Source organism: Mesorhizobium sp. M7A.F.Ca.US.014.04.1.1 (genome assembly GCF_003998745.1).
Lineage (GTDB): Bacteria > Pseudomonadota > Alphaproteobacteria > Rhizobiales > Rhizobiaceae > Mesorhizobium > Mesorhizobium ciceri.
This window is the reverse complement of record NZ_RZRW01000094.1, coordinates 1-13,984: the sequence shown is the minus strand read 5'-3', so window position 1 is coordinate 13,984 and position 13,984 is coordinate 1. Positions and strand designations below refer to the sequence as shown.

Here is a 13,984-nt window from a genome sequence, read left to right as displayed (position 1 = left end):
GACCAGAATCGCCGCCGCCATACCGGCGGGAATAGCCCAGATGCCGGCATGCGGCGCCACCGCGTTCATGAACATGATGGTGATGCCGGTGATGAAGGCGGCCATCGAGCCGACGGAAAGATCGAGCCCCCCCGACGAGATCACAAATGTCGCGCCGACCGCGATAATGGCGATGAAGGCGCTGCGGGTGATGACGTTGGCGAGGTTGGTGGCGGACAGGAAATCGGGGTTGATGAGGTAACCGGCCACCAGCAGAGCTGCCAGCGCAAGAAAAGGCCCGATATCGGTCCAACTGATGTTGAGATCGAGGGGGCGACGCCTGGGTGCGGATTCGCTCATGACAGCCATTTTGTGCCTCCCTTGGCTTTTGGCCCTGGCTTGGGGCCACTGGTCGCCAGTACCGCCACATTGCTTTCGGTCATTTCGGCGCCACTGACCTCGCCGGTGATGCGGCCTTCGCGCATCACCAGGATGCGGTCGCAGATGCCGATCAATTCCTGCATCTCCGAAGAGATGACGATGCAGGCCTTGCCCTTGGCCACAAGCTCCTGGATGAAGGCATAGATCTGCGCCTTGTTGGCGATGTCGATGCCACGCGTGGGCTCGTCGATAATGACCACCGAAGGATCGGTCAGCAGCACCTTCGCCAGCAGCAGCTTCTGCTGATTGCCCCCGGAAAGCTGGGCCGCTTTGGCGCCGAGGCTCTTCAGCCTGATGTCATATGTCTCCACGGCCTGTTCCAGGGCTTGCGCTTCGCGGCGCCGACCCATCGAGAGGCCGGGATGGAACACATCGAGCGCCGACAGCGTCAGGTTAGGCGCCAAGTGCTCTTGCAGCAGCAGTCCCTTGCCCTTGCGATCCTCGGTCAGGTAACCGACGCCGGCGTCGATCGCCGCGCGCGGCGATTGGAAATGGATCGACTTGCCCTCAAGTTCGACCTTGGCGGCCGCCGGGCGCAAGCCGATAATGCCCTCGAAGAGTTCGGTTCGGCCTGCGCCGACCATACCGGCGAACCCCAGGATCTCGCCCTTGTGGACCGTGAACGACACGTCCTCCACATAGCCGGGAACGGAGGCGTTCCTCACGCTCAGCATCGGTACATCCGAAGGCGCTGCGGTTCTCTCAGGATAGAGCGCTGCCAGTTCGCGCCCGACCATCAGCCGCGCCATGTCCATCTGGCTCAGCGTCTTGCCGGGATAGGTGCCGACCATCTTGCCGTCGCGCAGAACGGTCACTTTGTCTGCGACCCGCTGCACCTCATCCAACCGGTGGCTGATATAGAGCACGGCGGTGCCGTGAGCCTTGAGTTGCAGGACGATCTCCAGCAGGCGCTCGACCTCGCCACCGGTCAGAACGGCGGTCGGCTCGTCGAAGATAACCACCTTGTGGTCGTCAAGCAGGGCGCGAGCGATCTGCACCATCTGCCGGTCTGCCAGCGAAACGTCGCGCACCAGTGCCCTTGGCGAGACCGCGCAGCCGATCTGCGCCAGTTTCTCGGTTGCCAGCCGGCGCATGGTGCGGTCATCCACGACATGGCCACGCGAAAGCTCTCGCCCAAGAAACAGATTGTCGGTGACCGTGAGCCCCTCGGCGAGCAGGATCTCCTGATGAACCAAAGCGATACCGGCATCCTGTGCTTGGGCAGGCTTGGCAAATTTCACCGCGTGTCCGTTCATCGACAACGTGCCGTGGCTTGGCTCGACATAGCCGGACAGCAGCCGCATCAACGTCGACTTGCCGGCACCGTTCTCGCCAATGATGGCATGGATCTCTCCCGGCAGGACGTCCAGGGTGACGTCCGACAGCACCGTCACTGGGCCGTATTGCTTGGACAATTCCTGGGCGCGCAGCACCGGTTCAAGCGAACCAGGCGCTTCGCTGGACAACGTGCTCCCGCCCTCCCCGGCGATATTCGCGGCAATGGACATCCGTTCCGACCTCAATCGAATGCCGGGAGCAGGCGATCGCGCGAGTGCTCGATATGGATGCGCATCGCCTTTTCGGCGGCATCGGGATCGGCCGAGCCGAACGCGGCAAGGATCGCCTCGTGTTCGTCAAGCGCCTCCTCGGTCACGCGTGCATGGAACATCAGGCGGAAGATGTGGAAGTGCGTGTGCTGGTGGCTCAACGTCTCACGGATGAGTTCGTTTTGAGAAAACTCCATGATCTTGTCGTGGAAGATCGCATCCTGTCTGGCGAAATTCGAATAGCGCACGCGATCATCCTTGCCTTCGCGGCGTGACATCACGCCGGCAGCTTCGAGCAACAGATCGAGCTTGGCGTCGTCCATCGTTGCGGCGGCCTTTGCGGCGCCATGCGGCTCGAGCAGCAGACGCATCTCGTATAATTCGTCGAAACGGCGCCGGGTGATCTGGGGCGCGGCACGATAACCGATCAGATGCGTCTTGAGCACCAGGCCTTCGCCTTCGAGCCGTCCGAGGGCTTCCCGGATCGGCGTGTGCGAGACGTTGAATTCCTTGACCAAGCTGTCGACTGTGATGCGCGAGCCGGGGGGGATCTTCAGCGCCATCAACTGCGCGAAGATGGCTTCATAGACATCTTCGACGAGACTGTTGGCGCGCTGGATGCGACCAGCTCCAATGCTGGCGTCGCTTGGGTCGGGTAAGTTTGCGGTCTGCATATTTTGCCTCTTGACAGTGAGGACTGCTAACACGATGGTTCCGCGGATGCAATCCTATATCCTATACGATTTTAAAGCGGATATCTTTTAAGTGCGAGAGACACACTCTTAAACCGTCCGATCCAGACCGAGTTCAATGCCTCCGTTTCCAGTCAGCAGCCGTCAAAGGAACAATCATGACCCTCTTCGCCGCCCTGCGGTTGCCGCGTGAAATCCTGTTCGGGAAGGGGCAACGCCATGTGCTGCCGACGGTCGCCGCCCGGTTCGGCCGACGCGCGCTGGTCTGCACCGACGAGCGTTTCGCGGGCACAACGGTATTCGCCGACATTATCAAGTCCCTTCAGTCAGCCTCGATCGAGGTCCTGGTGCATGATCGTGTTCTGCCCGACGTGCCACGCGATACGGTCGGCATCTGCGTCGAGGAAGCGAAGGGGTTCGGGCCGGATATGGTGATCGGCATCGGCGGCGGCAGCTGTCTCGATTTCGCCAAATGCGCCACCCTGCTGCTCAGCCATGGCGGCAAGCTCCAGGACTATTACGGGGAGTTCAAGGTGCCGGGTCAGACACTGCCGCTGATCGCCGTACCCACCACGGCCGGCACCGGCTCCGAGGTGACGCCGGTCGCGGTGATTTCCGACCCGGACCGGACGCTCAAGGTCGGCATATCGAGCCCTCACCTTATCGCCGCGGTCGCTCTGTGCGATCCCGAGCTGACAATGACCTGTCCGCCTGGCCTGACCGCGATCGCCGGCGCCGACGCTTTGACCCATGCGATTGAGGCCTTCACCGCCATGCGGCGCGGTGAAGATCCCAATCTGCCGCAACAGCATGTCTTCATCGGCAAGACTGCGCTGACAGACCATTTCGCGTTGCTCGCGATAAAGCTGCTTGGCCGGAGTCTGGAGAAAGCCTGCAGCGACGGCACGGATGCCGACGCGCGTGCCGATGTCATGATGGGCGCTCTGGCGGCGGGCTGCGCGTTCGGCACCGCCGGCACGGCGGCGGCGCATGCCGTGCAATACCCGGCAGGCGCCCTCACCCACACCGCCCATGGTTTGGGCGTGGCCACAATGATGCCTTACGTGATGACCTATAACAGCCGCGTCGCCGCTCACGAGATGGCAGAGATCGGCGCGGCACTTGGCTTGGAGGCCAAGGCGCGAACCGCCGACGCGATGGCAGCCGCCACGATCGAGGAGATCAGGCGATTGTTCGCGGCGATCGGTATTACGCCAACATTGGCGGATCTGGGCCTCCCTGCCGATAAGCTTGAGTGGACCGCCGAGCAAGCGCTCGGCATCGACCGCCTGATCAAGAACAATCCGCGTGCGTTCGATCTCGGCACGATGCGACGCCTCGTCCAGGCTGCCCATGACGGCGACCTCGCCGCCTGCGTTATGTGAGAAACGGAACAAAGCGATGAATTTGAACACTCAGCAACTCGACCAGGATGGCTATGACGTGCGCGGTTTTTCGCACGGACTCTACATCGACGGCACTTGGCGGTCGTCCTCCGACGGTCGGCTCATCGATGTCGTCGATCCCTCCTCCGGGGCGGTGATCGCGGCGGTTCCCGATGCGACGGTCGAGGACGCCACCGCCGCCGTCGAGGCGGCGGCCAAAGCAGCTAGGAGATGGCGGGAAACTGCGCCGCGCAAACGCTCGGAAATCCTTCGGCGCTGTTTCGAACTGATGGTCGAACGCTCCGAAACGCTCGCCATGCTGATCTCGCTGGAGAACGGCAAGGCGCTGCGCGACGCGCGCGGCGAAGTGGCTTATGCCGCCGAGTTCTTCCGCTGGAATGCCGAAGAGGCGGTCCGGATCACCGGTGAATTCGGCACCGCGCCATCCGGCACCAACCGGATCGTGGTCGATTATGAGCCGATCGGAATTTGCGTGCTGATCACACCGTGGAATTTTCCGGCCGCGATGGCGACCCGCAAGATCGCGCCGGCGCTGGCGGCAGGCTGCACTGTCGTCCTGAAGCCGGCCAGCGAAACACCACTGACGGCCTATGCGCTGGCGGCACTCTACAGCGAAGCCGGCGTGCCTGCCGGCGTCGTCAACGTGCTGACCACGACCAGTCCCGGGCCGCTGACTTCGGCCATGCTTGCCGATCCGCGGGTCAGGAAGCTGTCCTTCACGGGGTCGACGGGTGTCGGCCGAACCTTGCTCGGCGAGGCTTCAAAGCATGTCATTTCGTGTTCTATGGAACTCGGCGGCAATGCCCCGTTTGTCGTCTTCGACGATGCCGATCTCGACGCCGCCCTCGATGGCGCGATGATCGCCAAGATGCGCAACGCCGGCGAAGCCTGCACCGCCGCCAATCGCCTCTATGTGCAATCGGGAATCTATGATGCTTTTGCCGACGGGCTCCGCAAGCGCATGGCGGCACTTAAGGTGGGGGCGGGCCCGAATGCCGACACCGAGTGCGGGCCGATGATCACCAGAAAGGCTGTCGACAAGATCGATCGCCTGGTCAAGGACGCGGTGGGCCGGGGAGCCAAGGTGCTTTGCGGCGGGGCGATTTCGGAGGAAGAAGGATTCTTCTATCCGCCAACAGTGCTGTCCGAGGTGCCGCCGGATGCGGAGATGGCGCACGAGGAGATTTTCGGCCCGGTGGCACCTATCACACGCTTCGACACCGAGGCCCAGGCCATCGCCCATGCTAACAACACGGAATATGGCCTGGCCGCTTATATATACACACGCGATGTTGGGCGCGGCATGCGGGTGGCGTCGGGGATCGAGGCCGGCATGATCGGCCTCAACCGGGGACTGATGTCGGATCCGGCCGCACCATTCGGAGGCGTCAAGCAGAGCGGCCTTGGCCGCGAAGGCGGCCAGCACCACGGCATCGCCGAGTTCATGGAGGCTAAATATATTGCCGTCACCTTCTGAACCGGCAGTCATGTCAAAGGACCCTTTCCGCACGCGCGACCATGTGGCCGATTTTGACGATATCGTGGCCGACATAGTGACTCGCAGCGCCGAAACCCGGGCGACCCTGCCGATATCGGCGGGTATCGCCTATGGCGAGGGCGAGGCCGAAAGGTTGGACCTGTTCTTTCCGCCCGGTGTGCGCAGGGATCTTCCCGTGCACATCTTCATCCATGGTGGCTACTGGCGCATGTTCTCCAGAAGCGACTATTCTTATGTAGCGAACACAGTCACCAAAGCTGGGGCGATCGCGGTCATCGTCGATTATGCGCTGATGCCCGAATTCAGGATGGCGGCAATCGTCGACCAGATCCGGCGTGCCAAACAATGGGTGCTGGACAATATAGCCGCCCATGGCGGCGACCCTGCCCGGCTAAGCGTAAGTGGTCATTCGGCGGGTGCGCACCTGGCCACATTCCTGTTCGAAAAGGCGCCAATGCCGTCGCGCATACGTGCGGCGCTGCTGCTAGGCGGCCTTTACGACCTCAAGCCCCTTCAGACCTCCTTCCTCCAGCCGTTAATCGGCATCACCGATGAGGAGGCAGCTGCCTTCACCCCAATGACGCGGTGGCATGACCCGGAGACGGCAGCGACCATTCTCGTCGGAGATCAGGAAACGTCACCTTTTCACCAGCAGGCCGCCGACTTCGGAAAGCGCTTGCGCGCGCAGGGGCACCCTGTCAGCGACCTCCGCCTGAATGACCGAAACCACATGAACAGCGTGCGTGATCTGGGCATCAGCGGCACACAAGCTGGCGATTGCCTGATGGCGATGATCGATGGAAACGGCCTGTAGGACGGAAACCCAGGGAGAGCAGGGCCCGCTTGTGCCTTACTTGACATTCCCGTCACTCAGGAAAGTACCGTCACGGGGATCGCGGCACGCTGCCGGCATCGGGCTGAGCTTTGCGACAGGTGAAATCCGGCAGAGCACACAACCGACGATTCCTCATCCTCTTTTTCCACACTGACGAACTGCACAGCGCATCAGAAAATCGAAATTGCCCCTGCCGCCCTGAGCCGCGATGGTCTTTACGCAAGCAGCCGGCTTAGGGCTGTGGAGGAACGTCGTCGCGGCAAAGCCCTGGGGCAAGGCCGCTTTGGCACGCCGCTGGTTCAAACCGGCAGCGAGGGAGGAATTGACTTGGCTGGTTCGGGCAAATCCGACACCGCGCGCTTGGGCATCAAAATGTCCCAGGAACTCGTCGTCGGCGCGATCTCGGCCGTCCTCTTCCTGGTGTTCTCGGCGACGCTCAACAATTTCCTGAGCCAAGGCAACATCCTTGCCATTCTCAAGAATGTCTCGATCCTGGGCACGCTGGCCGTCGGCATGGGGCTCATCGTCGTTGGGCGCGGCATCGACCTGACCATGGTGGCGGTGATGGTCGTCGGCGTCGCCTTCAGTATTTGGATCTCCACCTGGGGCGTCGACTTCACGCTGGCCGTCGTCTTCGGGGCCATCCTGGTCGCGGCCATCGGCCTGTTCACCGGCGTCATGGTGGCGGTGGCCGAAATTCCGCCGATCTTCGCCACCCTTGCCATCGCGTCCTCGGTCTACGGCTCTGGCCGCATCGTCTTTGCGTCCGACGTGCTCTATGCCCCCTCCGATATCGGCTGGCTGAAATTCGTCGGCAACGGAACCATCCTCGGCATCCCGATGTCGGTGATCATCTTCGCGGCGGTGGCCGCGCTCATGGGCTTTTTCCTGAGGAAGACCCGCTTCGGCCGGCTGGTCTATGCTACTGGCGACAACCCGAACGCGGCCCGCACGACCGGGCTGCCGACGCGCCCGATCATCGTGACGCAATATGTCATCAGCGCCCTCATTGCCTATATCGCCGGCATCATCATGCTGGGGCTGGTCACCGGCATCGACACGCGCCTCTACAATTCCAGCCTGATCTATGACGTGCTGCTGGTGGTCGTGCTGGGCGGCATCGGCCTCTCCGGTGGCCAGGGCGGCGTACGCAACGTCATCGTCGGCACCATCCTGGTCGGCATCCTGACCAACGGCATGACGATCCTGAACTTCAGCTACACCAGCCAGAACCTGATCAAGAGCGTGATCCTGCTGGGCGCGCTGGCGATCGACGCCATCATCAATCCGCGCGACGAGCAGACCTCGCAAAGCGGCGACATCTGAACAAGAACCGAGACATAAATCTGGGAGGATACCATGAAGTTGTTCAAGAACTGCCTGCTCGCGGGCATGACAGCGCTGGCGCTGCTGGGCGCGGCGAAAATCGCCACGGCGCAGGAAACCGATCAGGTCGGCCGCTCTACCTATCTCGAGGCGCTCAAGGGCAAGAAGGTCATCTTCGTGCCAATCTCGCAGGGCATGGACCTCAACCAGGCCTGGGTGGTGGTGTGGCAGCGTCACGCCGCTCGCTACGGCTTCAGCCTCGAAGTGCGCGATCCCTCCGGCGACACCAATGCCGGCATTCGCGCCATGCAGGGCGCCATCGCCGAGAAGCCGGACCTGATCATCGTGCAGAACCCCGACGTCCAGACCTACGCACGCCTGTTGAAACAGGCGCAGGCGGCCGGCATCAAGGTGCTGCAAGTCAACATGCAGTCGGCCACCCAGACGGACAGTTATGTCGGCAACGACTGGATCGAAATGGGCCGTCTCGAAATGGGCGAACTGGCCAAGCACTGCACCGGGCCCAATGCCGTCTCGCACAAGGTGGTCTGGCTCGCCGGCGTCCAGACGGGTGCCGCCAACATCTACATGCGCACCGGCATCGACGAGGTGCTGAAGGCCAATCCCGAGCTGCAGCTCGTCTCCGACCAGCCGGCCGATTACATGAGCGAAGAGGCCCGCCAGATCACCGAGACGGTCCTCCAGCAGCATCCGGACCTGTGCGGCATCATGGGCATCTGGGATAATGCTGAGGTCGGCGCCGGTGCCGCCGTCGTGGCCGCCGGCAAGCAGGACCAGGTGACGATCGTCACCAATGGCGCGGGCAGCGCCACGGGCTGCGAGAGCATCAAGAACGGGCTGCTCGACGTGATCTTCAACTTTAATGCCCCGATCCAGGCCGAGATCGCAGCACAACAGATTTCCGAGCTGCTGCAGCAGCCCGGCCGGCAGGCGGGCAGCGAGAAGACCATCTTCTTCGGCCCGATCACCCGCGTCGACAAGGCCAATGCGACCGGCAGGAATTGCTGGAAGCTGGACGAGCTCAAGTAACGGACTTCCTTGATGAGCATGGCTGAAAGCCTTGTGCGCTGGCGCTACCGCCTGCTCCCCGACCACGTGGTCGGGGAGATCCTGACCAAGAAGTGGATCGACAGCGTCATCCCCTTCACGGCGCTGGTGATTTTGTGCGCGATCTTCGGCTCGATCGTGCCGGGCTTCTTCGATCTGGCGACGCTGACCAATCTCAGCGGCCAGACCGCCGAGCTTGGCCTTGTGGTGCTCGGCATGACCATCGTCATGGTGTCAGGCGGCATCGATCTGTCTGTCGGGTCGACCTTCGCGCTCGCCGTGCTGGTCACGCTCTATGGGATGAATGTCGAGCAGTGGAGCTTTGGTACCGGCCTGTTGGCGTGCCTGGGCCTCGGCGTCGTCTGCGGCGCCATCAACGGCTTCCTGGTTGGCTTTCTGCGCATGCGGGCGTTTCTCACCACGCTGGTGACGCTCATCATCTACCGCTCGACCTTCGACATCGTCTTTCCCCAGGTCTCGACCCGGATCGTCACCAGCGGTCCGGACTCGCCAGCCTATGATTTTCTTGGTTTCGGTACGATCTGGGGCGTGCCGACGTCCTTTGTGGTGTTCGTCGTCATCGCGCTGATCATCCATCTCGTGCTGTCGCGCGCCCGCTATGGCTGGCGGCTGTTCGCGGTCGGCGGCGCGCGCCGCTCTGCCTACAATGCCGGCATCAATGTGCGCTTCATCTTGTTCAGCGCCTATGTCTTGTGCTCGGTACTGGTGGCGCTCTCCGGCTTCTTCTTCTCGGCCCGCATCGGCAGTGCCGCTTCCGACATCGGCACCGGTCTCGAACTGCAGGTGTTGACCGCGACCGTGCTCGGCGGCATCTCGCTAGGCGGCGGGCGCGGCTCGGTCGCCAAGGCGCTGATGGGCACCGTCTTCGTGCTTGTCCTGTCGAACAGTCTGCTTGCGCTGGCCGTGCCCGGCCCGGTCAATTTCCTGATCCTCGGCATCGTGCTGCTTTTGTCGGTGCTTCTCGACGTTCGCTGGGTGAAGAACCGCCACAAGATCCTGCGCAGCGTCTACATCTCGCCAACCTTCGCCAAGATGCCGCAGGCGATCTCGACCGCGCCCGGCGCGCCAATGGCGGTGAATGACCGGTTGAAGGACGTCGGCGTCATCGGCCTCGGCGTTCTCGATGGCGCGGAGGATGTGATCTTCGACCGGCAGGACCGTCTCTACACCGGCAGCCGCCAGGGCGAGATCCTGCGCTTCCAGCCGCCCCATTACACCGATAGCGAAGTGTTCGCACATATTGGCGGCTCGCCGCTCGGCATGGCTTTCGACCGCGACGACAACCTCGTCATCTGCGTCGCTGGCATGGGCCTCTATCAGGTCTCGCCGGCCGGCGACGTAAAGCTGCTGACCGCCGAAACCAACCGCTCACTGACCTCGGTGGTCGACGACTCGACCATGAAGCTCGCCGACGACTGCGACATCCTGCCGGACGGCCGTATCGTCTTCTCGGAAGCGACAGTGCGCTTCGAAATGCATGACTGGTATGCCGACGCGCTGGAAAGCCGCGGCAACGGACGCATCATCGTCCATGATCCCAAATCCGGTTCGACACGCACACTGCTGTCGAACCTCGTCTTCCCCAATGGCATCTGCACGGCCTTCGACGGCCAGTCGGTGCTGTTCGCCGAAAGCTGGGCCTGCCGCATCAGCCGCTACTATTTCGATGGCCCGAAGAAAGGCCAGGTCGAGCGCGTCATCGAGGGCTTGCCCGGCTATCCCGACAACATCAACCGCGCCTCCGACGGTACCTACTGGCTGGCCCTGATGGGCATGCGCACGCCGGCCTTGGATCTCTCGCTTGAAATGCCGAGCTTCCGCCGTCGCATGGCGCGGCGCGTATCGGAAGACGCGTGGCTGATGCCCAATCTCAACACCGGCTGCGTGCTGCGCTTCGACGAGAACGGCCAGATCCTCGAAAGCCTGTGGGACCAGGCCGGCGAGAAGCATCCGATGATCACCTCGATGCGCGAGCACAAGGGCATCCTCTATCTCTGCGGCATCTTCAACAACCGCATGGGCACCTTGCCCTTGAAAGGCGTCGATCCCGACTGGTTCAGCTCGGATTCCTACTGGGGCAAAAAGCCATGAGCGGTTTGAGCCAGCTTCTTGACCGCTTTCTCGGCCGTGGCGAGTGGGCAGTGACCGTGCCGACGCTCGACGGGCCGTTGCTGCCCAACCAAGGACTGGAGGAAGCCGAGCCGTTCGCCGGCCTCGCCGAGGCCGACAATCTCGTACGCACCGAAAAGGGCATTCTGGCAAGCAGCGCCAACCGGCTGATGCGCTTTAGCGCCGACGGCCATGCCGAAACCTTGCAGGAATTTCCGGGCGAGATCACCGCACTCGCCCATGCCCGCGGCATGACCGCGATGGCCATCGACGGCAAGGGCGTCGTCGTCCACGGCGGCCTGCATGACGGGCGCGAGGCGACGGGTGAGGAGGCTCGGCGCCTCTCCTGCATCACCGCTCTCACCTTCCTCGACAGCAACACCTTGCTGGTGGCCAACGGTTCGGCCTCAGTGCCGGCGAGCAGTTGGCGTCGCGACCTGATGCAGAAGAGCGTGTCCGGTTCGGTCTGGCGGCTCGATCTAAAAAACGGCCGGCTGGAGCTTGTCAGGGACGGCTTGGCCTGGCCGGCCGGCATCGCCACCACCGGCTCCAACCGCATCTACGTTTCGGAGGCCTGGCGCCACCGCGTGCTGGCGATCGACCTTGCCACCACGGCGACGCTGCCCGTGCTGGAGCATCTGCCGGCCTACCCCGCCCGCATCGCCCCGGCCTTCAACGCCGGCTATTGGCTGACCTTCTATTCCGTGCGCAACCAACTGGTGGAGTTCATCCTGCGCGAGGAGACCTACCGCACCCGCATGCTGGCGGAAGTCCCGGAGGCCTACTGGATGGCGCCGTCGCTCGGCTCATGGCGCGACTATCGCGAGCCCATGCAAGGCAGCCAGTTGAAGCAGATGAACGTGCTGAAGCCATACGCGGTGACAAGGTCCTACGGGCTGGTGGTTCTTTGCGACGAGAACATGAAGCCGCTGTCGAGTTTCCATTCGCGCGCAGACGGCAAGGTGCACGGGACGCTGAGCGCCTGCGAGCTGGGCGATGATCTGCTGGTCGCCTCGCGCGGCGGATCGAGGATCGTGCGCGTGGCGAGCGCCGCCAGCGGCAAGCGAGGCTAAGCGATGTCGGACGCCAACATCATTGAACTCAGGAATGCCGCCAAGGCATTCGCGCGCATTCCGGCCTTCAAGAATGTCAATTTCGACCTGCGCAAAGGAGAAATCCACGCGCTGCTCGGCGAAAACGGCGCCGGCAAGTCGACGCTGACCAAGGTCATGGCCGGTGTCTTCAAGCTGACCGAGGGCAAGATGACCTTCGACGGCAAGGATGTGTCCTTCGCCACGCCCGCCGAAGCGCTGCGCGCCGGCATCGCCATGGTGTTCCAGGAAACCAACCTGGTGCCGGCCATGACCGTGGCGCAGAATCTCTATCTCGGCGAAGAGAAGATGTTCAACCGGTTGCGCGGCCTCTACATTCAGGCGCGGCAGTTCCTCGCCGGCATGGGCTTCCAGGTCGACCCGTCCGCGCAGGTCAGCACGCTGGGCGCGGCGCACAAGCAGATGGTGGAGATCGCGCGCGCCGTCCACCACAAGGCCCGCGTCATCATCTTCGACGAGCCGACCGCGACGCTGACGCCTGAAGAGAAGAGCCACTTCTTCAAACTTTTGCAGCGGCTGGTGAAGGAGGGCATCGCCGTCATCTTCATCACCCATGCGCTGGAAGAGGCGCTTGCCGTCGCCAACCGCATCACGGTCATGCGCGATGGCGAGATCGTCGCGTCCGGCGAGGCCAAGGGCTTCACCCGCGCCTCGATCGTGCAGGCCATGGTCGGCCGCACGCTCACCGAAACGCTGCATGGCGAGGTCAAGCGCACGGCGCGCCCCTATGGCGACAAGGTGCTTTCGGTCGAGAATCTGTCCTGCGCCGGCCTGGTGCGCAACTCTTCCTTCTCGGTGTTTTCAGGCCAGGTCACCGGCATGTTCGGCCTTGTCGGCGCCGGCCGCACCGAAATGGCCAAGGTCGTCGCCGGACTGTTGAAGCGCAACATCTTCCACGGCGGCGAGATCCGCCTGCTCGGCAAGTCGGTGCGCTATCGGGTGCCCAGGCCTGCGGTGCGCGACGGCATCGTCTATGTCACCGAGGATCGCAAGGTCGACGGTTTCTTCGAAACCATGACCGCGGGCGAGAACCTGCAAATGGGTGAACTGACCGAGGGCGCCAATCCCGTCTCCATGGTGTCGCTGGCGCGAGCCAGGCAACTTGCCCGCGAATGGGGCGAACGTCTGAGCCTGCGGCAGACCAGCGACCGAGCCCGGATGATCGAGCTCTCCGGCGGTAACCAGCAAAAGGTCGTGATCGCCAAATCGCTGATTCAGAAGCCGAGGCTGGTGATCTTCGACGAGCCGACACGCGGGGTCGACGTCGGCGCCATCGTCGAGATCCACCAGCTCATCAGCGATCTCGCTGAGCAAGGCATGGCCGTCGTTGTCATCTCGTCCTACCTGCCTGAAATTCTCGCCGTTTCGGATCGCATTCTGGTGGTCAAGCGCGGCCGCGTGGTCGAGGAGATGATGCTTTCGGAGGCCACCGAGGAACGCGTCATGTTCGCCGCGGTTCATTGAGCGGCTCGACAAGAGAGACACTTTTGCCGGCCAAGCCAGGACCAATGTCTGGCCTGCCCTATTGCCTTGCAATCGGTTCCGCGTCTGAATAGGTCAGGGGTCAGATCACCCTGCCCGAGCGGATATGCCCAGCGTCAACCTCAAACTTCTGCAGACGTTCTTGCTTGCCGCCGAAAACGGCAGCTTCCGACGTGCTGCCGAGGAGAGCAACCGTTCGCCATCGGCGGTCTCGATGCAGATTCGCGACCTTGAGGAGCAGATCGGCATCTCGCTGTTCATCCGCACCGCACAGCGTGCCAGCCTGACGCCGGAAGGCCAGATCCTGTTCGAGGAGATCGCCAACGTGATGTCACAGGTGCAGACCAGCCTCGACCGCCTGACGGAGGTCGCCGCTCGTCGCAAGGGCAAAGTGCAGATCGCCTGCGCCCCGACGCTCGCGGCAAGCCGGCTGGGCGATATCCTGGCGACATTCAAGTTGCGCTATCC

The 13,984-nt window shown here is 62.9% G+C and carries 11 protein-coding genes and 1 pseudogene; 9 read left to right on the top strand and 3 right to left on the bottom strand.

Features of this window, described 5'->3' with window-relative positions; genetic code table 11:
• The 3 genes and pseudogenes from EOA22_RS09200 to EOA22_RS09190 all read right to left on the bottom strand — a co-directional run.
• A pseudogene (locus EOA22_RS09200) lies at nucleotides 1-348 on the bottom strand (ABC transporter permease); the annotation flags it as partial.
• Nucleotides 336-1,928 carry a sugar ABC transporter ATP-binding protein gene (locus EOA22_RS09195; RefSeq protein WP_127389934.1) on the bottom strand — a complete coding sequence of 531 codons (1,593 nt, stop codon included), beginning with the start codon at nucleotides 1,926-1,928 and terminating at the stop codon, nucleotides 336-338. The pseudogene EOA22_RS09200 and the gene EOA22_RS09195, both read right to left, overlap by 13 nt.
• A gap of 11 nt (nucleotides 1,929-1,939) precedes the next feature.
• Nucleotides 1,940-2,641 (bottom strand): GntR family transcriptional regulator, encoded by a 702-nt coding sequence (locus EOA22_RS09190; protein ID WP_013533133.1) that lies wholly within the window; start codon nucleotides 2,639-2,641, stop codon nucleotides 1,940-1,942.
• 176 nt (nucleotides 2,642-2,817) lie between these two features.
• Between EOA22_RS09190 and EOA22_RS09185 the strand changes: the two genes are divergently transcribed.
• The 9 genes from EOA22_RS09185 to EOA22_RS09145 all read left to right on the top strand — a co-directional run.
• Complete coding sequence (locus tag EOA22_RS09185) at nucleotides 2,818-4,044, top strand: iron-containing alcohol dehydrogenase (RefSeq protein WP_063167482.1); 1,227 nt, start codon at nucleotides 2,818-2,820, stop codon at nucleotides 4,042-4,044.
• A 16-nt stretch (nucleotides 4,045-4,060) separates the two neighbouring features.
• Entirely contained in the window at nucleotides 4,061-5,542 is a 1,482-nt protein-coding gene (locus tag EOA22_RS09180) for an NAD-dependent succinate-semialdehyde dehydrogenase (RefSeq protein WP_063167481.1), read from the top strand.
• A gap of 10 nt (nucleotides 5,543-5,552) precedes the next feature.
• Complete coding sequence (locus EOA22_RS09175; protein ID WP_024502416.1) at nucleotides 5,553-6,377, top strand: alpha/beta hydrolase; 825 nt, start codon at nucleotides 5,553-5,555, stop codon at nucleotides 6,375-6,377.
• A gap of 348 nt (nucleotides 6,378-6,725) precedes the next feature.
• Nucleotides 6,726-7,724: an ABC transporter permease gene (locus EOA22_RS09170; protein ID WP_013533137.1), complete on the top strand. Its 999-nt coding sequence runs from the start codon at nucleotides 6,726-6,728 to the stop codon at nucleotides 7,722-7,724.
• A gap of 33 nt (nucleotides 7,725-7,757) precedes the next feature.
• Nucleotides 7,758-8,774, top strand: coding sequence for a sugar ABC transporter substrate-binding protein (locus EOA22_RS09165; protein ID WP_063167480.1), 1,017 nt, complete (start codon nucleotides 7,758-7,760; stop codon nucleotides 8,772-8,774).
• Between the two features lie 12 nt (nucleotides 8,775-8,786).
• Nucleotides 8,787-10,904 (top strand): SMP-30/gluconolactonase/LRE family protein, encoded by a 2,118-nt coding sequence (locus EOA22_RS09160; RefSeq protein WP_063167479.1) that lies wholly within the window; start codon nucleotides 8,787-8,789, stop codon nucleotides 10,902-10,904.
• Nucleotides 10,901-11,995: a hypothetical protein gene (locus tag EOA22_RS09155; protein ID WP_063167478.1), complete on the top strand. Its 1,095-nt coding sequence runs from the start codon at nucleotides 10,901-10,903 to the stop codon at nucleotides 11,993-11,995. Before EOA22_RS09160 ends, EOA22_RS09155 begins: the two co-directional genes overlap by 4 nt.
• Before the next feature lie 3 nt (nucleotides 11,996-11,998).
• Nucleotides 11,999-13,498 carry a sugar ABC transporter ATP-binding protein gene (locus EOA22_RS09150; protein ID WP_063167477.1) on the top strand — a complete coding sequence of 500 codons (1,500 nt, stop codon included), beginning with the start codon at nucleotides 11,999-12,001 and terminating at the stop codon, nucleotides 13,496-13,498.
• Nucleotides 13,499-13,622: 124 nt separating this feature from the next.
• On the top strand, nucleotides 13,623-13,984 hold a 362-nt coding region (locus EOA22_RS09145), incomplete at its 3' end, for a LysR family transcriptional regulator (RefSeq protein ID WP_164755330.1).